This is a genomic window from Kitasatospora sp. NBC_01302 (assembly GCF_035976515.1).
GTDB lineage: Bacteria > Actinomycetota > Actinomycetes > Streptomycetales > Streptomycetaceae > Kitasatospora.
In genome coordinates this window covers 3848758-3868627 of sequence record NZ_CP108404.1, presented here as the reverse complement: position 1 = coordinate 3868627, position 19870 = coordinate 3848758, and the positions used below count along the sequence as shown (strand labels likewise).

Sequence of the window (19870 nt, the reverse complement as noted above, 5' to 3'; positions counted from 1 at the left end):
CCCGCTGTGCCGCTCGTCACACCGTCTGCGTGATGCGCACAAATCAACGGCCCCCTGCTCGCGCCGGACGCGGCGTGCGGGACAATGGTGCACGTGACTCGGATCGTGATCATCGGTGGCGGACCCGGCGGATACGAGGCGGCCCTGGTGGCGGCCCAGCTCGGGGCGGAGGTGACCGTCGTCGATCGCGACGGTCTGGGCGGATCGGCGGTACTCACCGACTGCGTCCCGTCCAAGACCCTGATCGCGACGGCCGAGGTGATGACCGGCTTCGACGCCTCCTACCAGGAGCTCGGCATCAACCTCGCCTGCGACGACCGCGACGGCGACGGCGAGCGGCGCGCGATCAGCGTCGACCTCGGCAAGGTCAACCGACGGGTCAAGCGCCTGGCGATCGCCCAGTCGCACGACATCACCCAGGCCGTCACCCGGGCCGGCGTCACCGTGCTGCGCGGCAAGGGCCGGCTCGGCTCCGGCGGCCAGGCGGCCGACGGCTCCCGCGAGGTCGTGGTGGAGGCCGCCGACGGCAGCACCCAGACCGTGCGGGCCGACGCCGTGCTGATCTCCACCGGCGTGCACCCGCGCCAGGCGCCCGACGCCAAGCCGGACGGCGAGCGGATCCTCAACTGGACCCAGGTCTACGACCTGGAGGAGCTGCCCCGCGAGCTGATCGTGGTCGGCTCCGGCGTGACCGGCGCCGAGTTCGCCGGTGCCTACCAGGCGCTCGGCTCCCGGGTCACCCTGGTCTCCAGCCGCGACCGGGTGCTGCCCGGCGAGGACCCGGACGCCGCCGAGGTGCTGGAGGACGTCTTCCGCCGCCGCGGCATGAACGTGATGAGCCGCCAGCGCGCCGAGGGCGCCAAGCGGGTCGGCGACCGGGTCGAGGTCACCCTCTCCAGCGGCGAGGTGATCAGCGGCACGCACTGCCTGATGGCGATCGGCTCGATCCCCAACACCGCGGACATGGGCCTGGAGGAGGCCGGGGTCAAGCTCAACGAGTGGGGCCAGGTCGTGGTGGACCGCGTCTCGCGCACCACCGCCCCCGGCGTCTACGCGGCCGGCGACTGCACCGGCGTCTTCATGCTGGCCTCGGTCGCGGCCATGCAGGGCCGGATCGCGATGTACCACGCGCTGGGCGACGCGGTGCAGCCGCTGAACCTCAAGACGGTCGCCTCCAACGTCTTCACCGACCCGGAGATCGCCACCGTCGGCTACACCGCCGCGGACGTCAAGTGCGGGAAGATGGACGCCGTCGAGGTCAAGCTGCCGCTGCGGGGCAACCCGCGGGCCAAGATGCAGGGCATCAGGGACGGCTTCGTGAAGCTCTTCTGCCGCCCCGGCACCGGCATCGTGGTGGGCGGTGTGGTGGTGGCCCCGCGCGCCAGCGAACTGATTCACTCGATCTCGTTGGCCGTGGACAACAACTTGACGGTCGAGCAGGTGGCGGGTGCTTTCACCGTCTACCCCTCGCTGTCCGGATCCACCGCCGAGGCCGCCCGCCAGCTGCACATTCGCAAGCGGGCAGAGAGCGAATCCTGACCCCGTCACCCGTACGCGCGAGCTCTTCGCCCTGCCGGCGGAGAGTACGCGGGGGTGCGGCGGCGCGAATTGTACGGTCGTGCGCCGCCCGAAGGTGAGCAGTTCCTGTTACTAGTGGCAAACGCCTGAAAGCAGACGGTCAGGAGAGTTACCGTCGGTTCTGTGTTTGCAGCAGAACGTCGCCAGTTGATCCTCGAAATGGTGCGGGCCAACGGAGCCGTGTCGCTCCGCGAGTTGGCCCGCGTCGTCCAGACCTCCGAAGTGACCGTCCGTCGAGACGTCCGGGCGCTGGAGGCCGAAGGGCTGCTCGACCGCCGACACGGCGGCGCGGTGCTCCCCGGAGGCTTCAGCCGAGAACCGGGCTACCCCCAGAAGACCCACCTCGCCGCCGCCGAGAAGAGCGCGATCGCGGACCTCGCGGCCACGCTCGTCGAGGAGGGGGACGCGGTGGTGATCGGCGCCGGGACCACCACCCAGGAGCTGGCCCGCCGACTCGCCCGGGTTCCGGGCCTGACGGTGGTCACCAACTCCTTGCTGGTCGCCCAGGCGCTCGCGCACGCCAACCGGGTGGAGGTGGTAATGACCGGGGGGACACTGCGGGGCTCCAACTACGCGCTGGTCGGCAGCGGTGCCGAGCAGTCGCTGCACGGGTTGCGGGTCTCCAAGGCCTTCATCTCCGGCAGCGGCCTGACCGCCGAGCGCGGCCTGTCCACCACCAACATGCTCTCCGCGAGCGTGGACCGGGCCTTGGTGCAGTCGGCCGCGGAGGTGATCGTGCTGGCCGACCACACCAAGCTCGGCACCGACACGATGTTCCAGACGGTGCCGACCGACGCGATCACCCGCCTGGTGACCGACGAGCACGCCGCCGGCCACGACCCCACCGCCCGGGAGCTGGACGCGCTCGCCGACTGCGGGGTGCAGATCGCCATCGCCCCGCTGGGCCTGGCCGCCGAGCCACCGGGCCACCCGGGCCCCGAGCGCCATCCGCAGCAGCAGCCCCCGGGCGCCGCGCGGCGGGCGGCGGGGGCCCCGAGCGCCGCCGCCCCGCTGCCCGGTCAGCGTCGCCCCGGCACCCACGGCGGTCCGCCGCCCGGCCATCTGCCACCGCGCCTCGCGGGAGCCAGATAGCCGTGTGGCCCGCCGGTTGACGGACAACCAGCGGGCCACCGTGGGAGCGGGGACTCAGCCCCTGATCCCGGTCAGTCCTTGATCTCGCAGAGCGCCGCGCCACTGCTCACGCTCGCGCCCACCTCGGCCTTGAGGCCCACGATGGTGCCCGCCTTGTGCGCGTTGAGCGGCTGCTCCATCTTCATCGCCTCCAGCACGACGATCAGCTCGCCCTCGGCGACCTGCTGACCCTCGGTGACGGCGACCTTGACGATGGTGCCCTGCATCGGCGAGGCGAGGGTGTCACCGCTGACCGCGGCACCCGCCTTCTTGACGCCCACCCGGCGCTTGGCCTTGCCCGCGCCAGCCGCACCGGCGGCCGGCGCGGAGCCGACCCCGAGCGAGGCGGGCAGCGAGACCTCGATCCGCTTGCCGCCGACCTCGACCACCACGGTCTCCCGGCCGTCCGGCTCCTCGCCGTCGGCCGCGCCGCCCGCGAACGGCGGGATGGTGTTGTCGAACTCGGTCTCGATCCAGCGGGTGTAGATCGTGAACGGGCCCTCGGACCCGTGCGTCTCCGGCGCGAACGCCGGGTCCGCCACCACAGCCTGGTGGAACGGGATGGCGGTGGCCATGCCCTCGACCTTGAACTCGGCCAGCGCGCGCCGGGCCCGCTCCAGGGCCTGCTTGCGGTCCCGGCCGGTGACGATCAGCTTGGCCAGCAGCGAGTCCCAGGCCGGGCCGATCACCGAGCCGGACTCGACACCCGCGTCGAGGCGCACCCCCGGGCCGGACGGCGGCGCGAAGAGCGTCACCGTGCCGGGCGCGGGCAGGAAGTTGCGGCCCGGGTCCTCGCCGTTGATCCGGAACTCGAAGGAGTGCGCGCGGATCTCGGGGTCGTCGTAGCCGAGCTCCTCGCCGTCCGCGATCCGGAACATCTCGCGGACCAGGTCGATGCCGGTGACCTCCTCGGTCACCGGGTGCTCGACCTGCAGACGGGTGTTGACCTCCAGGAAGGAGATCAGCCCGTCCTGCGAGACCAGGAACTCGCAGGTCCCGGCGCCGACGTAGCCGGCCTCGCGCAGGATCGCCTTGGACGCCCGGTACAGCTCGGCGTTCTGCTCCTCGGTGAGGAACGGCGCGGGCGCCTCCTCGACCAGCTTCTGGTGGCGGCGCTGCAGCGAGCAGTCACGGGTGGAGACGACCACCACGTTGCCGTGCTGGTCGGCCAGGCACTGGGTCTCGACGTGCCGCGGGTTGTCCAGGTAGCGCTCCACGAAGCACTCGCCGCGCCCGAAGGCGGCGACCGCCTCGCGCACCGCGGACTCGAACAGCTCCGGGATCTCCTCCAGCGTGCGGGCGACCTTCAGGCCGCGCCCGCCACCGCCGAAGGCCGCCTTGATGGCGACCGGCAGGCCGTGCTCGGTCGCGAAGGCGACCACCTCGTCGGGCCCGGCGACCGGGTCCGGGGTGCCGGCGACCAGCGGCGCACCGGCCCGCTGGGCCACGTGCCGGGCGGTGACCTTGTCACCGAGGTCGCGGATGGCCTGCGGCGGCGGGCCGATCCAGATCAGTCCTGCGTCGAGCACGGCCTGGGCGAAGTCGGCGTTCTCCGACAGGAAGCCGTAGCCGGGGTGGACGGCGTCCGCACCCGAGTCGGCAGCTGCCTTGAGGACCTTGGCGATGTCCAGGTAACTGGTCGCGGGGGTGTCGCCGCCGAGAGCGTAGGCCTCGTCGGCCGCGCGGACGTGCAGCGCGTCCCGGTCGGGCTCGGCGTAGACGGCGACGCTGGCGATACCGGCGTCCGAGCAGGCCCTGGCGACGCGGACGGCGATTTCCCCGCGGTTGGCGATGAGCACCTTGCGCACTGTGGCTCCCTTCTTGAACCTCGATGGAGTTTAGGGATGATGAGGCGGTACCGGCGAGTAGCCCCTGGTGGTGAGCTTGCCCACACGGAGCGTGACGCACATCGTGATCATGTGCGCACGCAGCGGGAGAGCCGCAGGTGGCAACGGTACGCCGAGTGGCTGTGAACGGGCTCGACCGGTCCCGGATCGGGGGCCGGCGGCCGTGGCCTTCGCCACAGTGCCGGCCTCACGCGGTACTTCCGGGGCTCGGTACGGGTGTGGGGGCGGGCGCACGCGGTGCGGGTGCGGTCGGCGGCGCGGTCGCGGCGGCGGTGACGTCGGCGACCAGTTCGACCACGTCCGGGCCGTACTTGACCGGGTTGACGACCCGCAGCATCAGGGCGAACGAGCCGTGCGCACCGTGACGGCCCATCAGCAGGCGCTGGTTGGCCACCAGATAGCGCACCGCCGCGTGATTGGCTATCGCCACCTGGCCGGCGATCAGGAAGACCGGCCGTCCGCCGCCGCCCGTGTCGAGCCTGGCCAGCAGGACGTAACTGTGGCCCGGGGTCTCCTCGGTGCTGCGCTCCAGCACGAACTCCTGCTCGCCCACCAGGATCGCGCCCAGGATGCCCGGCTCGTAGCTGAACCGCACCCCCGGCAGCCGCCAGTTCAGGTGGGCGACCGTGCGCTCGTTGCTGCTCGGCCCGCCGAGGCAGAACTCGGCCTTGTGGCCCAGCCCCTGGCGGACCTCGTCGTGCGCCACCACCTCGGGCCGCGCGCCGCAGGCGTTGACCAGCACGGCCAGCTCCATCAGCGCGCTCACGTCGTCCCGGTGCACGCTGGTCGCCTTCGGGCTGCCGGAGTGGCGGTTGACCACCAGCAGGCACTCGGTGCCGGCGGGCATCCCGAAGAACGCGCGGCTGCGCTCCAGCCGGCGCCGGCGGCGCAGCGACTGGGCGAGCCAGCCCGCGCCCGCGCCGATGGCGCTGGTGAGCAGGCCGAGCACGATGTTGAGCAGCATGTCCCGCATCGCGCCCCCTCCCCGTCGGCCGTTCCCCGCCCAAGCGCGGCGCCAGCCTAGCGGGACGAGGAGCCCGTGGCCCAGAGATCGGTGATCCGCACCTGAAGATCGGCGAGCAGGGTGCGCAGCAGCGGCAGCGACAGCCCGATCACATTGCCCGGGTCACCCTCGATGCCCGCCACGAACGGCGCCGAGCGGCCGTCCAGGGTGAACGCCCCGGCCACGTGCAGCGGCTCGCCGCTGGCCACGTAGGCCTCGATCTCGGCGTCGTCGGGCTCGGCGAAGTGCACGGTGGTGGACGCGGTGGCGGAGACCCGGCGCCCGTTCGCGGTGTCGATCACGCAGTGCCCGGTCTGCAGCACCCCGCTGCGCCCGCGCATCGCGTGCCAGCGGGCGAGCGCCTCGGTGGCGTCGGCGGGCTTGCCGAGCGCCTGCCCGTCCAGTTCGAGCACCGAGTCGCAGCCGATCACCAGCTCGCCGCCGGTCAGCTCGCCGGCCACCGCCGCCGCCTTGGCCTCGGCGAGCACCAGGGCGAGCTCGGCGGGCGTGGGGGCGTGCAGCGCGTCCTCGTCCACGCCGCTGACGATCACGCGCGGGTCCAGCCCGGCTTGGCGCAGCAGCCCGAGCCGGGCGGGGGAGGCGGAGGCGAGCACGAGGATGCGGCGATCGGTCATGCGGGCCAGCCTAGGGCCTGCCCTCGCGGGCAGGCCCCAGGCAGTGTCCGGCTTCGGCGGCTCAGCCGCCGGCCCAGCCCGAGGTGCGCCAGGCGTGGCTGCCGGGGCGCGGGGTGGTGCGGATGCGGCGGGCGGGGTCGGTCCACGGGGAGGCCGGGCCGCTCGCGCGGCGGGTCGCCTCGGCGGCGGCCTGCGCGGCGGCCCGGGCTTGGACCACCGCCAGGACGGTGGCCAGCTCCTCGGGGGTCGGCTGCCCGTGCAGCACCTGGATGGGGGGCATCATCGGGTCCTTTCCGAGCACAATCGTCGTAGGCCGCAGGGGCCCTACAGAGGGATGTTGCCGTGCTTCTTGGGCGGCAGCACCTCGCGCTTGCCGCGCAGGGCCCGCAGTCCGCGCACGATGTGCTTGCGGGTGTCGGAGGGGGCGATCACCGCGTCCACGTAGCCGCGCTCGGCGGCCAGGTACGGGTTGAGCAGCGTCTCCTCGTACTCGGCGACGAGTTCCGCGCGGCGGGCATCGACGTCCGCGCCCGCCGCGGCGGCCTCGGACAGCTCGCGCCGGTAGACGATGTTGGCCGCGCCCTGTGCGCCCATCACGGCGATCTGGGCGGTGGGCCAGGCGAGGTTGAGGTCGGCGCCCAGGTGCTTGGAGCCCATCACGTCGTAGGCGCCGCCGAAGGCCTTGCGGGTGATCACGGTGATCAGCGGGACGGTGGCCTCGGCGTAGGCGTAGATCAGCTTGGCGCCGCGCCGGATGATGCCGTCCCACTCCTGGCCGGTGCCGGGCAGGAAGCCGGGCACGTCGACGAAGGTGAGCACCGGGATGTTGAAGCTGTCGCAGGTCCGCACGAAGCGCGCGGCCTTCTCGCTGGCGGCGATGTCCAGGCAGCCGGCCAGGTCCAGCGGCTGGTTGCCGACCACGCCCACCGGCTGGCCCTCGACCCGGCCGAAGCCGGTGATGATGTTGCGCGCGTACAGCGGCTGGGTCTCCAGGAACTCGCCGTCGTCCAGCACGTGTTCGATCACGGTGTGCATGTCGTACGGCTGGTTCGCCGAGTCCGGCACGATCACGTCGAGTTCGAGGTCCTGCTCGGAGACGGTGAGATCCGCCTCCTCGGGGAACCCGGGCGGGTCGGAGAGGTTGTTGGAGGGCAGGTACGACAGCAGGCTCTTGACGTACTCGATCGCCTCCTTCTCGTCCGCGGCCAGGTAGTGCGCGTTGCCGGACTTGGTGTTGTGCGAGCGGGCGCCGCCCAGCTCCTCCATGCCGACGTCCTCGCCGGTGACGGTCTTGATCACGTCCGGTCCGGTGATGAACATGTGCGAGGTCTGGTCGGCCATGACCACGAAGTCGGTGATCGCGGGGGAGTAGACCGCGCCGCCCGCGCACGGGCCCAGGATCAGCGAGATCTGCGGGATCACACCGGAGGCGTGCACGTTGCGGCGGAAGATCTCGCCGTACAGGCCGAGCGAGACCACGCCCTCCTGGATCCGCGCGCCGCCGGAGTCGTTGATGCCGATCACCGGGCAGCCGGTCTTCAGCGCGAAGTCCATCACCTTGACGATCTTCTCGCCGAACACCTCGCCGAGCGAGCCGCCGAAGACGGTGAAGTCCTGGGCGAAGACGGCGACCTGACGGCCGTCCACGGTGCCGTAGCCGGTCACCACGCCGTCGCCGTACGGCCGGCTCTTCTGCTGGCCGAAATTGGTCGAGCGGTGCCGGGCGAACTCGTCGAACTCCACGAAGGAGTCCTCGTCGAGCAGTTCGAGGACGCGCTCACGAGCCGTCAGCTTGCCCTTGGCGTGCTGCTTCTCGACCGCGGCGGCGGAGCCGGAGTGCACCGCCTCGTCGATCCTGCGGCGCAGGTCGGCGAGCTTGCCGGCGGTGCTGTGGGGGTCCAGCGAGGGGTCGGTGGGCACGTCGGTCATCCCGTGGAGTTCCTCACGTGAAAGGCGCGTTGGAGGTTGGCGGGGCAGTGCGGGCGACAGGGTGCCGTACTACCGTCGGGTAGCGTAGCCAGCCTCCCGCTCCTCGCGTTATGGCCAGCGACACAGTGTGTTAATCAGCGTTTCTGGTGGACGATGGGTCGGCCTACGGCTCGGCGCGGGCTCGCCCCTACGCTAGGCCCATGACCGAGCCAGATCGTCCCCGTCGCAGCGGACTGCGTGGTTTCGGCCACGCCGGACCCTCCCCCTGGACCGACCTAGAGCGCCCGCCGCTGGACGCCGCCGTCCTGCGGCACGACCTGCTGGTGCCCGGCGGCCTGTGGACGGCGCTCGACGTGGTCGAGGAGACCGGCTCCACCAACAACGACCTCACCGCCCGCGCCAAGGACGGCGCCGCCGAGGGCGCGGTGCTGATCGCCGAGCGGCAGAGCGCCGGGCGCGGCCGGCTGGACCGGCAGTGGAGCGCGCCGGCCCGCTCCGGGCTCTTCCTGTCCATGCTGCTGCGCCCCACCGTGCCCCGGGAGCGGCTGGGCTGGCTGCCGATCCTGGTCGGCGTCTCGGCGGCGGCCACGGTCGGCCGGGTGGCCGGGGTCCAGGTCGGCCTGAAATGGCCCAACGACCTGCAGGCCGAGGTGGCGGGCGAGGAGCGCAAGATCGGCGGCATCCTCACCGAGCTGACCGGCGAGGCGGTGGTCGCGGGCCTGGGCCTGAACGTCACGCTGCGCCAGGAGGAGCTGCCGGTGCCCACCGCCGCCTCGCTCGCGCTGGCCGGCGCCGAGGTCACCGACCGCGCCACGCTGCTGCGCACGCTGCTGCGCGAGTTCGCCGAGCTGTACGGCGAGTGGCAGGCGGCCTCCGGCGACCCGCAGGCCAGCGGACTGCTGCCGGCCTACACCGCGCGCTGCACCACGCTGGGCCGCCAGGTGCTGGTGCAGCTGCCCGGCGAGCGCGAACTGCGCGGCGAGGCGGTGGCGCTGGACGCCGACGGACGTCTCGTGGTGCGCACCCCGGACGGGGCTCGCCAGGCGGTCGGCGCGGGGGACGTGGTGCACGTGCGCCCGGAGCCGCGCACCTCCTGACACCCCGCCGACCACCGGTGCGCCACCCGTGCGCCGCCCGTCAGGGGCCGGTTGGTCGGCTGCGGATGCCCCGGATCCAGCGATTCCGTGCGACCATTCCACCTGGCATCAGTGTGAGGCGCGCCACGTCCGAGGGATCGCGGGGCGCCGCGGGCTGGGTAGGACATTCGACGGCAAGTGCGGCGACCGCACGGGGACGGACCGGTGGCAGACGACGACGGCGGGCTCGCGCCGAAGGACAGCGCGCGCGACGGCGGTGGGCCCGAGGAGCCCGACCACACCGTCGCGCTCGATCTGGAGGAGCTGATCCTGGGGGCGCCGCGCCGCTACACGCCCTATCAGGCGGCCCGCACCGCCGAGGTGCCGATGGAGCTGGCCACCCGGTTCTGGCGGGCCATGGGGTTCCCCGACATCGGCCAGCAGCGGGCGCTCAACGACGGTGACGTGATCGCGCTGCGCCGGCTGGCGGGCCTGGTGGAGTCCGGCCTGATCAACGAGGCGATGGCGATCCAGGTGGCCCGCTCCACCGGCCAGACCACCGCCCGGCTGGCGGGCTGGCAGATGGACACCTTCCTGGAGAACCTCACCCAGGCCGCCGAGCCCGGACTGACCCGGGCCGAGGTGGCGTACCCGCTGGTCGAGCTGCTGCTGCCGGAGCTGGAGCAGTTCCTGATCTACGTCTGGCGGCGGCAACTGGCCGCCGTCACCGGCCGGGTGGTGCAGGCCGCCGAGGACACCGAGATGACCAGCGGCCGGCTCGCGGTGGGCTTCGCCGACCTGGTCGGGTTCACCCGGCTCTCCCGGCGCCTGGAGGAGGAGGAGCTGGGCTCGCTGGTGGAGACCTTCGAGTCCACCTGCGCCGACCTGATCGCCGGCCAGGGCGGGCGGCTGATCAAGACCCTGGGCGACGAGATCCTCTTCGTCTCCGAGGATCCGGTGACCGCGGCCGAGATCGCGCTGAGCCTGGTGGAGACGCTCACCGGCGAGGAGAACATGCCCGCGCTGCGGGTCGGGATGGCCTTCGGCACGGTCACCTCCCGGATGGGCGACGTCTTCGGCACCACGGTCAACCTGGCGAGCCGGCTGACCTCGATCGCGCAGCGCGACGCGGTGCTGCTCGACGGCGAGTTCGCCACCGCGCTGGAGCAGGCGGGGGCGGCGCTGCGCGGCGCCGCGGACGGCACGGGCAGCGCGCAGGCGCAGCTGGCGGACGCGCTCGCCGCGCACTCCGGGGCGCCGCTGGGCTCGCTGGGGCGGGCGTCGGGGCAGGGGGGCGGTCCGCGGTTCCAGCTGCAGGCGATGTGGCGGCGGCCGGTGCGCGGGCTCGGGCTGGTCGAGCCCTGGCTGCTCACCCGGCGGACCAGGCCGGTCCGCTAGGCCGCCGGTCGGCCCGCGCCTATACCCGTTTTCGGGTCGCTGCGTGCGCCTGATGCGGAGATTTCCGCCTTTTCTGGCAAACCGGGCATAACCTCGGCAAACGCCCCTAGTCTGGTCCCGAACGCGGAGTTCCGGACCGAAGCGGCAGGGGTGAACGTGGGCGGTGCGCAGGTGATGGCGGAGCTCGGAGACACCGGCGGGCTCGGTGCCGGGCCCGAGCCGGCGGCAGCCCCCGGCCTCCCGGACCCCGCCCTCCAGACCCCCGGCCTGGACCGGCGGCTGCAGGCCGTGGTCGAGCTGGCCCAGGACATGGCCGGTGCGCAGAGCGCGCTGGAGGCGGTGCGGGCCGCCGCCGAACGGGCCACCAGCGCGCTCGGTGCCACCATGGCCGCCGTCTCGGTCTGGGACCGCGAGTCGGGCCGGCTGCGGGTGCTGGTCAACCACGGTGAACTGGCCGCCGGCGAGGAGGAGATCCCGGAGGACGAGTCCTACCCGGTGGCCGACTACCCGGAGATCGTCAGCTTCCTGGAGGAGCGCGGCGGCGCCGGGCGGCTGCCCAGGGCCTGGGTGCAGACGGCGGAGGAGCAGACCCCCACCGGGCCCGCCGGCTACGGCGCCCACGCCCACCCGGAGGCCGGGGCGTTCTGCCAGCAGCGCGCCGCCGGACTGCGCCGGCGCGGGCGGTCCTGCTGCCTGGTCGCCCCGATCGTGCTGCACGGCCAGGTCTGGGGCGAGCTCTACCTGGCCCGCGGCCTGGGCCTGCCGGTCTTCACCGAGGCGGACGCGCAGTACGCCACGCTGCTGGCCGCGCAGATCTCCGCCGGCCTGGCGCAGACCGAGCGGCTGGCCGACCTGCGCCGGCTGGCCTTCACCGACCCGCTGACCGGGCTGGCCAACCGGCGCGCGGTGGACGCCCGGCTGGAGAGCGCGCTGGCCAACCACAACCGCGACAACACCGTGGTCACCCTGATGGTCTGCGACGTCAACGGCCTCAAGCGGATCAACGACCGGCTCGGCCACGAGGTCGGTGACCGGCTGCTGGAACGTTTCGCCGGACAGCTCTCGCTGGCCGGTGCCAAGCTGCCCGGCTCGCTCGCCGCCCGGCTCGGCGGGGACGAGTTCTGCCTGCTGGTGGAGGGCCAGAAGGCAGACGAGGTGGTCGCGGTGGCCGAGGAGCTCTGCACCAGGGCGCTGCAGCTGGCCGACGGCGAGGGAGTGGCCTGCGGGATCGCCTCCACCGGCGACTCGATCGGCCCGGTCTCCACCTCGGACCGGCTCTTCCGGCTCGCGGACGCCGCTCAGTACCGGGCCAAGGCGGCGCGGGCCGCGCGCCCGGTGGTGGCCGGGCGCAGCCACGGACCCGGCCTGGCCCCCGACCCCACCGTGCTGCTGGCCGACGCCGCCGACCCGCACCGGCGCAGCTCCGACGCCCGCGGCCGGGTGGGCGGCGGGCGCGGCCCGCACGGCGACCGCCGCCGCTTCCGCGGCGCCGCGCACAGTGCCGACCCCGGGCAGCTGATCAGCGTGGTGCTGGCCGCCCTCGACCAGGAGGGCGGGCCGCGCGCGCACCACCCGGCCGACACCCTGGGGCGGCTGGCCACCGTCGCCGAGGCGGCGGCCCGGCTGCTGAACGCGGTGGCCTGGTGGATCTCCTACGTGCCGCCCGGCTCCCGGCTGATGCACACCACCCGGCACGCCGTCTACCGGCTGACCAGCGGCCCGGGCGGGCGCGCGGTCGGCACGCTGACCCCCGGCGCGGCCCGCCGGGCGGCGGACCTGCGGGCCCGGGTGGAGGCCCCGGACGCGGTCTTCGACCTGACGCACTACCCGCTCACCGCCCGCGCGGTGCGGGGCGGCAGCTTCGCGCTGCGCACCGGCGCGGCAGGCAACGACCCGGCCGAGGAGGCGGTGCTGGTGGTGGGCGGCTACCGGGGCATGGTGGCGGCCGGGGGCGCCAACCCGGCCGGCGGCTGGCTGGTCGAGCTCTTCGCCGACGACGCCACGCTGCCGCTGGGTCAGATCGCCCCGGCGCTGCGCGCGCTGGTCGCGGTGGCGCTGGCGGGTCCGGCCTCGCCGCCGCCGGGCTGACCGGTCCTTCGTTCCGACCCTCTCCTGATCCTGTGCCCGGCGCTGTGCCCGGCGCCGGGTCAGTCGGTGAGCACCCGGTCCGCGCGGGTGTAGACGTTCGCGCCCTCGCCGCGCAGGAAGCCGATCAGGGTGAGCCCCAGCTCCTCGGCCAGGTCGGCCGCCAGCGAGGACGGCGCCGAGACGGCCGCGAGCAGCGGCAGCCCGGCCAGCGCCGCCTTCTGGGTGAGCTCGAACGAGGCCCGGCCGCTGACCAGCAGCAGGTGCCCGGTGAGCGGCAGCCGGTCCTCGCGCAGTGCCCAGCCGATCACCTTGTCGACCGCGTTGTGGCGCCCCACGTCCTCGCGCGCGCAGAGCAGTTCGCCGGCCGCCGTGAAGAGTCCGGCCGCGTGCAGGCCGCCGGTGGAGTCGAAGGCGCGCTGGGCGGCGCGCAGCGCGTCGGGCAGCCGGTAGAGCAGTTCGGGGCGCACGGTCAGCGGGTCGTCGCCGGGCTTGAAGCGCACCTGGGTGCGCACCGCCTCCACCGTGTCGCGCCCGCACAGGCCGCAGGCGCTGGTGGTCAGCAGGTTGCGCTGCGCGGAGAGCGGGGGCGCGTCCGGCTCGCGCACGGTCGCGTCCACGACGTTGTACGTGTTGGCGCCGGCCTCGTCCGTCCCCGCGCAGTAGCGCAGCGCGGTGAGCTGCTCGCGGCGGTGCAGCAGCCCCTCGCCGACCAGGAAGCCGGCCACCAGGTCGAAGTCGTGCCCCGGGGTGCGCATGGTGACGGTCAGCGGCTGGCCACCGACCCGTATCTCCAGCGGCTCCTCCGCCGCCAGCGCGTCGGGGCGGGGGGTGCGCTCGGTCCCGCGCAGTCGCACCACGCGCCGTCGTGCCGTCGCCCGCGTCATCTGGCCCCGCCTCTCCTGACCATCCCTGCCGGAGCGGCCCCTGTCGGCATACCCCCGGGGCCCACCCTCCGGTGTTCACCCTCCAGCATGAGGCATGCGGGCTTTCGGCCGCGCAACGGTTGTCATATCTTCATTCAGCTGATCTGATAGTGCATATGGATATGCACAGTGCTCCGGCCGCCGACGCGCCGCTTGTTCAGGTCGGCAAGGCCGACGTCACCGCCGAGGACGTGCTGGCTGTGGCACGCGGCAATGCCCGGGTCGAGATCGGACCCGACGCGCTGGCCGAGATGGCCGCCTCCCGTGCCCGGATCGACGCGCTGGCCGCCGAGCCGCGCCCGGTCTACGGCGTCTCCACCGGCTTCGGCGCCCTCGCGGTGCGCCACATCAGCCCCGAACTCCGCGCCCAGCTGCAGCGTTCGCTGGTCCGCTCGCACGCGGCCGGCATGGGTCCGGTCGTCGAGCGCGAGGTCACCCGCGCGCTGATGTTCCTGCGGATGAAGACCCTGGCCTCCGGCCGCACCGGCGTGCGCCCGCTGGTCGCCGAGACGATGGCCGCGATCCTCAACGCCGGCATCACCCCCGTGGTGCGCGAGTTCGGCTCGCTCGGCTGTTCCGGCGACCTCGCCCCGCTCTCGCACTGCGCGCTGGTGCTGATGGGCGAGGGCCTGGCGTACGGCCCGGACGGCGCCGAGCACGATGCCGGCGAGCTGCTCGCCGCCGCCGGGATCACCCCGGTCGAGCTGCTGGAGAAGGAGGGCCTGGCCCTCATCAACGGCACCGACGGCATGCTCGGCATGCTGGTGATGGCGATCGCCGACCTGTCCCGGCTCTTCACCACCGCCGACATCACCGCCGCGATGAGCCTGGAGGCGCTGCTCGGCACCGAGAAGGTGCTGGCCCCCGAGCTGCACGGCCCGATCCGTCCGCACCCGGGCCAGGCGCTGAGCGCCGCCAACATGCTGGCCGTGCTCCAGGGCTCGGGCCTCACCGGTCACCACCACGAGGACGCGCCGCGGGTCCAGGACGCCTACTCGATCCGCTGCGCCCCGCAGGTGGCCGGCGCCGGCCGCGACACCCTGGCGCACGCCCGTACGGTCGCCGAGCGCGAGCTGGCCGCCTCGGTCGACAACCCGGTGGTGCTGCCGGACGGCCGGGTGGAGTCCAACGGCAACTTCCACGGCGCCCCGGTCGCCTACGTGCTGGACTTCCTGGCCATCGCCGCTGCCGACCTGGGCTCGATCTCCGAGCGCCGCACCGACCGGCTGCTCGACAAGAGCCGCTCGCACGGCCTGCCGGCCTTCCTGGCCGACGACCCGGGCGTGGACTCCGGTCTGATGATCGCCCAGTACACCCAGGCGGCCCTGGTCAGCGAGAACAAGCGGCTCGCCGTCCCCGCCTCGGTGGACTCGATCCCCTCCTCGGCCATGCAGGAGGACCACGTCTCGATGGGCTGGTCGGCCGCCCGCAAGCTGCGTCAGGCCGTGGACAACCTCGGCCGGATCCTGGCCGTCGAGCTGACCGCCTCGGCCCGCGCGCTGGAGATCCGCATCGCCGACGGCGACGTGCAGTCGGCGCCGGCCACCGCCGCCGCGCTCGCCGCCGCCCGCGAGGCCGGTGTCGGCGGCGCGGGCCGGGACCGGTTCCTGGCGCCCGACCTGGCCGCGGCCGAGGCGCTGGTCGCCTCCGGCGCGCTGGTCGAGGCCGTCGAGCAGGTCACCGGTCCGCTGGCCTGAGGCACCGCAGGGCAGTGAGTGGGCCTCAGGCCCACTCACTGCGGGTGCTGCTCAGGCGGCGCTGCTCCTCGCGGGCCTGCTCGTGGCGGCCGGCGAGGGCCGCGGCGAAGTTGACGCCCACGATGCCCGCCCAGGTGGCGAGCATGCCCGGCAGGCCCGCGGCGGAGCCGATCCCGGTCAGCGGGATCGCGAAGACCAGCGACATGACCGACAGTCTGGTGCTGTTGCCCGCGGCCCAGCCGCGCCGGGCGCCCGGGCGGTCGAAGCGCTGCTCGGCGCGGGAGGCCGGGCCCAGGTCCGCCAGCCGCTCGGCCACCCGCTGCTCGACCCGGGCGTCCAGCCGCGCGTCGACCCGGGAGAGGAAGGAGTCGATGAGCGCCGACTCGTACTCGGGGCCCAGTTCCTTGCGGGTCTGCAGAGCGGCGTCCAGATCGGCCCGGAACTCCGAGGGGCGACTGTCGTGGCGAGGATCCATGAGGACCAGCCTGCGCGCCGCGGCCACGCGAGGTCCAGCCGGCGGGAGGGCTCTCAGGGGGAAATCAGGGTGACCCTGAGAGCGGGCATCCCGGACAACGAGACACCATTGCCCTGGCGTCGTACCTGCTGCACAGTACGTCGACCGCCGCACCTGCCGTAGTACGCCGAAAGGGACGCACCATGAGGACCAACGCCGAGTCGTCCCCCGCGCCGTCCGCCCGGCTGCTGGAGCTCTTCGACGGCCACCGGCTCACCCCCACGCAGCGCCGGATCGCGCACGCGCTGGTGCGGCACGCCGCGGAGGCGCCGTTCCTGTCCAGCGTCGAGGTGGCCGAGCTGGCCGGGGTCAGCCAGCCCTCGGTCACCCGGTTCGCGGTCGCGCTCGGCTACGACGGCTACCCGGCGCTGCGCAAGCGGCTGCGCGACCTCGGCGTGGGCGAGCCGGCCGCGCCCGAGACCCCGGCCGAGGTGGTGCGCAACGAGCACCAGCAGGCGGTGCTCGCCGAGATCGCCCACCTGCGCCACCTCGCGGAGCTGCTGGCCGACCCAGAGCCGATCGTGCGCGCCGCCCGGCTGCTGGCCGCCTCCCGCCCGCTGCCGGTGCTCGGCCTGCGGGCCGCCTCCGCCCAGGCGCGCGGCTTCGCCTACTTCGCCGCCAAGGTGCACCCGGACATCCGCCTGCTGGACGAGGGCGGCAGCATGCTCGCCGACCGGATCGAGCAGGCCGCGGCGGCCGGCGCCTCGGCGTTCCTCTGCTTCGCACTGCCGCGCTACCCGCGCGAGCTGATGGACGCGCTCACCGTGGCGCGGGGCTGCGGGCTGACCGTGCTGACCGTCGCCGACAGCGCCTTCGCGCCGGTGGCGGAGCTCTCCGACCTGCTGCTGCCCGCCGAGGTCGGCACCGGCCTGGTCTTCGACACCGCGTGCGCGCCGATGGTGCTGGGGCGGGTGCTGCTGCAGAGCATGTGCGACGAACTGCCCGGTGCCGAAGCCCGATTGGAGTCGATCGAGCAGTCGGCGGCAGCCCGCGGACTGTTCCTGGAGTAGCACCGGAGCAGGAGTAGCGCGCCCTGGACCGGGCATCCCCATAGAGGGTCCGCCGGTAGGGGGCCGGCGTCGCGACGCCCGGACTCTCGCCTGGACGGCTTCTCCTCAGTCGCCGATGCTCCGCATGGACTCCTTCGTCGGCACCGCCCAGACTCGGCCCACTGCGGACATCAGCCGCTGACGCGGCGGGCGCTCCTTCACCCGGCCCCCTACCGGCGGACCACCTGTCAGGACGAACGGGGGTGTCCGCCATGCGCGTGATCCACGAGATGAGACCGGTCGGCAGACTCGCTTCGGGGGCCGAGGAGTGGGCCTGCCCCAGCTGTGGCCGCCGGGTGGCGCTCGGCCCGCCCGGACCGGGCCTGCGGGTGCTGGAGCCGGGCGACGAGTCCGCCGTCCACATCGGCCTGACCGACCCCGCCCCGCCCGGCGGCTCCACCGCCGAGCGCTACGGTCTGGGCCCGGTCCAGGAGATCCCCCGCCCGCCGTCCCTGCCCATGCTCCCGGTCGACGCCCCGGCCGAATCCCCCGAGACGGCCGCACGCGACCGTGCCTGGCTCGCCGAGATCGGCATCGACTGGGACGGCGACGCGGCGGCGTGAGGGGGCGTCAGTTGCCGTAGCGGGGGAAGGCAGTGGTGCTCAGCTCGCCGGTAAGCGGCGCGGGCAGCGGGACGGGCTCGCCGTAAGTGCCGTGCAGCACGCCCTGGTAGGCGCCGTCACGGGGGTGACTGTAGAGCGTCCACGTGCCGTTGCGCGGGTCGACGGCGAGCAGGAGGGCGACGGCGGCGATGGCGTACCAGCGGGTCTTGTCCGCGATGCCGCGGGCCCGTTCCGAGCCCGAAATGACCTCGACCGCGAGAGTCACGTCGCGCGGATCCGCCAGCCAGGAGTCGTCACGGTCCCAGTCCGTCGGCAGCACGATCAGATCCGGTGTCGCATAGTCCTCGTGGTCATCGGGCATCGCGATCGAGGAGACCTCGTACATGTCGGTGCCGGAGGGCAGCAGCGGGTCGAGCTGGCGGCGCAGAAGCCGGATCACGCCCGCGTGCTTGCCCCGTGGAGGGGGGGACATGACCAGGACCCCTCCGATGATCTGTACCCGGAGGCCGGTGCTCTTCTCGATCTGCTCGGCCGCCTCGCGAAGCCGGCCGGGCCGCACGGTGATCGCTGCCGTCACGGTGTCCTCCACTGCTGAGGGGATGGGCCGAGTGGCTGGTGTTCGCCAGGTCCAGAGTAGTGCCCGGCAGCTGGGAAGTTCGGGGCTGATCAGATGTGTGCGGGGTCTGGCCGCAGCTTGAATGATTGGATATATTCAGTGTGCTAGATCCTGAATGAATCCATCCGCAAGGAGGCCGGCAGCATGGCGGAGCAGCAGACGAGTGGCCCGCGCGAGGTGCGTGCGGCGCGTGGGACGAAGCTCAGCACCCAGGGGTGGCAGCAGGAGGCCGCCCTGCGGATGCTGATGAACAACCTCGACCCCGAGGTGGCCGAGCACCCCTCCAAGCTGGTCGTCTACGGCGGCACCGGCAAGGCCGCGCGTGACTGGCGCTCGTACGACGCGATGGTCCGCACGCTGCAGACGCTCAAGCAGGACGAGACCATGCTGGTCCAGTCCGGCCGTCCGGTCGGCGTGATGCAGACCCACGAGTGGGCGCCGCGGGTGCTGATCGCCAACTCCAACCTGGTCGGCGACTGGGCCAACTGGGAGGAGTTCCGCCGGCTGGAGAGCCTGGGGCTCACCATGTACGGGCAGATGACCGCCGGTTCGTGGATCTACATCGGTACCCAGGGCATCCTGCAGGGCACCTACGAGACCTTCGCCGCCGTCGCCGCCAAGAAGTTCGACGACACCCTGGCGGGCACCATCACGCTGACCGCGGGTCTGGGCGGCATGGGTGGCGCCCAGCCGCTGGCCGTCACCATGAACGGCGGCGTGGCGATCTGCATCGACTGCGACCCGTCCCGGATCGCGCGCCGGATCGAGCACCGCTACCTGGACGTCGAGGCCAAGAACCTCAGCCACGCGCTGGAGCTGGCCACCGCCGCCCGCGACAAGAAGCAGCCGCTCTCGATCGGCCTGCTGGGCAACGCCGCCGAGCTGTTCCCGCAGCTGCTCGCGATGGACGCGCCGATCGACATCGTCACCGACCAGACCAGCGCGCACGACCCGCTGAGCTACCTGCCGATCGGCGTCGCCTTCGACGACATGGCCGACTACGCGGCGCGCGAGCCCGCCGAGTTCACCACCCGCTCGCGCGAGTCGATGGCCAAGCACGTGGAGGCCATGGTCGGCTTCCAGGACAAGGGCGCCGAGGTCTTCGACTACGGCAACTCGATCCGCGGCGAGGCCCAGCTGGCCGGCTACAAGCGGGCGTTCGAGTTCCCCGGCTTCGTGCCGGCCTACATCCGCCCGCTCTTCTGCGAGGGCAAGGGCCCCTTCCGCTGGGCCGCCCTCTCCGGCGACCCGCAGGACATCGCCAAGACCGACAAGGCCGTGCTCGACCTGTTCCCGGAGAACGAGTCGCTGCACCGCTGGATCAAGATGGCCCAGGAGAAGGTGCACTTCCAGGGCCTGCCGGCGCGGATCTGCTGGCTCGGCTACGGCGAGCGCGACAAGGCCGGCGAGCGCTTCAACGACATGGTCGCCAGCGGCGAGCTGTCCGCCCCGATCGTGATCGGCCGCGACCACCTGGACTGCGGCTCGGTGGCCTCGCCCTACCGCGAGACCGAGGCGATGCTGGACGGCTCCGACGCGATCGCCGACTGGCCGCTGCTCAACGCCATGGTCAACGTGGCCTCCGGCGCCTCGTGGGTCTCCATCCACCACGGCGGCGGCGTGGGCATCGGCCGCTCGATCCACGCCGGTCAGGTCACGGTCGCCGACGGCACCAAGCTGGCCGGCGAGAAGATCCGCCGGGTGCTCACCAACGACCCGGGCATGGGCGTGATCCGGCACGTGGACGCCGGCTACGACCGTGCGGACGAGGTCGCCGCCGAGCGCGGTGTCCGCATCCCGATGGGCGAGCTGTGACCCTCGGG

At 73.3% G+C, this 19870-nt stretch carries 16 protein-coding genes and 1 pseudogene; 9 read left to right on the top strand and 8 right to left on the bottom strand.

What is annotated here, in order from left to right:
• Positions 1-84 precede the first annotated feature (84 nt).
• Positions 85-1539, top strand: coding sequence for an NAD(P)H-quinone dehydrogenase (locus tag OG294_RS16435; protein WP_327067248.1), 1455 nt, complete (start codon positions 85-87; stop codon positions 1537-1539).
• A gap of 198 nt (positions 1540-1737) precedes the next feature.
• Positions 1738-2670, top strand: a complete 933-nt coding sequence (locus OG294_RS16430) for a DeoR/GlpR family DNA-binding transcription regulator (protein ID WP_442789333.1) — start codon at positions 1738-1740, stop codon at positions 2668-2670.
• 71 nt (positions 2671-2741) lie between these two features.
• Here OG294_RS16430 and OG294_RS16425 read toward each other — a convergent pair whose 3' ends face one another.
• The 5 genes from OG294_RS16425 to OG294_RS16405 form a co-directional block, all read right to left on the bottom strand.
• Entirely contained in the window at positions 2742-4517 is a 1776-nt protein-coding gene (locus OG294_RS16425; RefSeq protein WP_327067246.1) for an acetyl/propionyl/methylcrotonyl-CoA carboxylase subunit alpha, read from the bottom strand.
• Between the two features lie 226 nt (positions 4518-4743).
• A complete protein-coding gene (locus OG294_RS16420) occupies positions 4744-5529 on the bottom strand; it encodes a hypothetical protein (RefSeq protein WP_327067245.1) in 786 nt (261 codons plus the stop codon).
• Positions 5530-5576: 47 nt separating this feature from the next.
• The gene (locus OG294_RS16415; protein WP_327067244.1) at positions 5577-6194 is read right to left on the bottom strand and encodes a nucleoside triphosphate pyrophosphatase; all 618 of its coding nucleotides are present in this window, start codon (positions 6192-6194) and stop codon (positions 5577-5579) included.
• 61 nt (positions 6195-6255) lie between these two features.
• Positions 6256-6477: an acyl-CoA carboxylase subunit epsilon gene (locus OG294_RS16410; protein WP_327067243.1), complete on the bottom strand. Its 222-nt coding sequence runs from the start codon at positions 6475-6477 to the stop codon at positions 6256-6258.
• Between the two features lie 41 nt (positions 6478-6518).
• Complete coding sequence (locus tag OG294_RS16405; protein WP_327067242.1) at positions 6519-8123, bottom strand: acyl-CoA carboxylase subunit beta; 1605 nt, start codon at positions 8121-8123, stop codon at positions 6519-6521.
• A gap of 200 nt (positions 8124-8323) precedes the next feature.
• Between OG294_RS16405 and OG294_RS16400 the strand changes: the two genes are divergently transcribed.
• The 3 genes and pseudogenes from OG294_RS16400 to OG294_RS16390 all read left to right on the top strand — a co-directional run.
• Positions 8324-9220 (top strand): biotin--[acetyl-CoA-carboxylase] ligase, encoded by an 897-nt coding sequence (locus OG294_RS16400; protein WP_327067241.1) that lies wholly within the window; start codon positions 8324-8326, stop codon positions 9218-9220.
• 204 nt (positions 9221-9424) lie between these two features.
• Positions 9425-10597 (top strand): adenylate/guanylate cyclase domain-containing protein, encoded by a 1173-nt coding sequence (locus tag OG294_RS16395; protein WP_327067240.1) that lies wholly within the window; start codon positions 9425-9427, stop codon positions 10595-10597.
• Between the two features lie 309 nt (positions 10598-10906).
• A pseudogene (locus tag OG294_RS16390) lies at positions 10907-12085 on the top strand (diguanylate cyclase domain-containing protein); the annotation flags it as partial.
• Positions 12086-12744: 659 nt separating this feature from the next.
• Here the strand turns inward: OG294_RS16390 and fdhD are convergent.
• The gene (gene fdhD, locus OG294_RS16385) at positions 12745-13569 is read right to left on the bottom strand and encodes a formate dehydrogenase accessory sulfurtransferase FdhD (RefSeq protein WP_327067239.1); all 825 of its coding nucleotides are present in this window, start codon (positions 13567-13569) and stop codon (positions 12745-12747) included.
• Positions 13570-13730: 161 nt separating this feature from the next.
• Here fdhD and hutH point away from each other — a divergent pair, with 161 nt between their 5' ends.
• Complete coding sequence (gene hutH, locus OG294_RS16380; protein WP_327071573.1) at positions 13731-15305, top strand: histidine ammonia-lyase; 1575 nt, start codon at positions 13731-13733, stop codon at positions 15303-15305.
• A gap of 25 nt (positions 15306-15330) precedes the next feature.
• On the opposite strand, the gene OG294_RS16375 is transcribed toward hutH, so the two are convergent.
• The gene (locus OG294_RS16375) at positions 15331-15780 is read right to left on the bottom strand and encodes a hypothetical protein (RefSeq protein ID WP_327067238.1); all 450 of its coding nucleotides are present in this window, start codon (positions 15778-15780) and stop codon (positions 15331-15333) included.
• Positions 15781-15962: 182 nt separating this feature from the next.
• On the opposite strand from OG294_RS16375, the gene OG294_RS16370 reads away from it, so the two are divergent.
• Together OG294_RS16370 and OG294_RS16365 are read left to right on the top strand one after the other, a co-directional pair.
• Positions 15963-16829, top strand: a complete 867-nt coding sequence (locus OG294_RS16370; protein WP_327067237.1) for a MurR/RpiR family transcriptional regulator — start codon at positions 15963-15965, stop codon at positions 16827-16829.
• A gap of 242 nt (positions 16830-17071) precedes the next feature.
• Positions 17072-17431 (top strand): hypothetical protein, encoded by a 360-nt coding sequence (locus OG294_RS16365; protein WP_327067236.1) that lies wholly within the window; start codon positions 17072-17074, stop codon positions 17429-17431.
• A gap of 7 nt (positions 17432-17438) precedes the next feature.
• Here the strand turns inward: OG294_RS16365 and OG294_RS16360 are convergent, their stop codons facing one another.
• Positions 17439-18008, bottom strand: coding sequence for a Uma2 family endonuclease (locus OG294_RS16360; RefSeq protein ID WP_327067235.1), 570 nt, complete (start codon positions 18006-18008; stop codon positions 17439-17441).
• A gap of 183 nt (positions 18009-18191) precedes the next feature.
• On the opposite strand from OG294_RS16360, the gene hutU reads away from it, so the two are divergent.
• The gene (hutU, locus tag OG294_RS16355) at positions 18192-19862 is read left to right on the top strand and encodes a urocanate hydratase (RefSeq protein ID WP_327067234.1); all 1671 of its coding nucleotides are present in this window, start codon (positions 18192-18194) and stop codon (positions 19860-19862) included.
• Positions 19863-19870 lie beyond the last annotated feature (8 nt).

What these genes read in the sequence shown, in the direction of transcription:
- OG294_RS16435 (WP_327067248.1), top strand. Translation starts at nt 85, where the DNA reads ATGGTGCACGTGACTCGGATCGTGATCATCGGTGGCGGACCCGGCGGA.
- OG294_RS16430 (WP_442789333.1), top strand. Translation starts at nt 1,738, where the DNA reads ATGGTGCGGGCCAACGGAGCCGTGTCGCTCCGCGAGTTGGCCCGCGTC.
- OG294_RS16420 (WP_327067245.1), bottom strand. Translation starts at nt 5,529, where the DNA reads ATGCGGGACATGCTGCTCAACATCGTGCTCGGCCTGCTCACCAGCGCC.
- OG294_RS16415 (WP_327067244.1), bottom strand. Translation starts at nt 6,194, where the DNA reads ATGACCGATCGCCGCATCCTCGTGCTCGCCTCCGCCTCCCCCGCCCGG.
- OG294_RS16410 (WP_327067243.1), bottom strand. Translation starts at nt 6,477, where the DNA reads ATGATGCCCCCCATCCAGGTGCTGCACGGGCAGCCGACCCCCGAGGAG.
- OG294_RS16405 (WP_327067242.1), bottom strand. Translation starts at nt 8,123, where the DNA reads ATGACCGACGTGCCCACCGACCCCTCGCTGGACCCCCACAGCACCGCC.
- OG294_RS16400 (WP_327067241.1), top strand. Translation starts at nt 8,324, where the DNA reads ATGACCGAGCCAGATCGTCCCCGTCGCAGCGGACTGCGTGGTTTCGGC.
- fdhD (WP_327067239.1), bottom strand. Translation starts at nt 13,569, where the DNA reads ATGACGCGGGCGACGGCACGACGGCGCGTGGTGCGACTGCGCGGGACC.
- hutH (WP_327071573.1), top strand. Translation starts at nt 13,731, where the DNA reads ATGCACAGTGCTCCGGCCGCCGACGCGCCGCTTGTTCAGGTCGGCAAG.
- OG294_RS16375 (WP_327067238.1), bottom strand. Translation starts at nt 15,780, where the DNA reads ATGGATCCTCGCCACGACAGTCGCCCCTCGGAGTTCCGGGCCGATCTG.
- OG294_RS16370 (WP_327067237.1), top strand. Translation starts at nt 15,963, where the DNA reads ATGAGGACCAACGCCGAGTCGTCCCCCGCGCCGTCCGCCCGGCTGCTG.
- hutU (WP_327067234.1), top strand. Translation starts at nt 18,192, where the DNA reads ATGGCGGAGCAGCAGACGAGTGGCCCGCGCGAGGTGCGTGCGGCGCGT.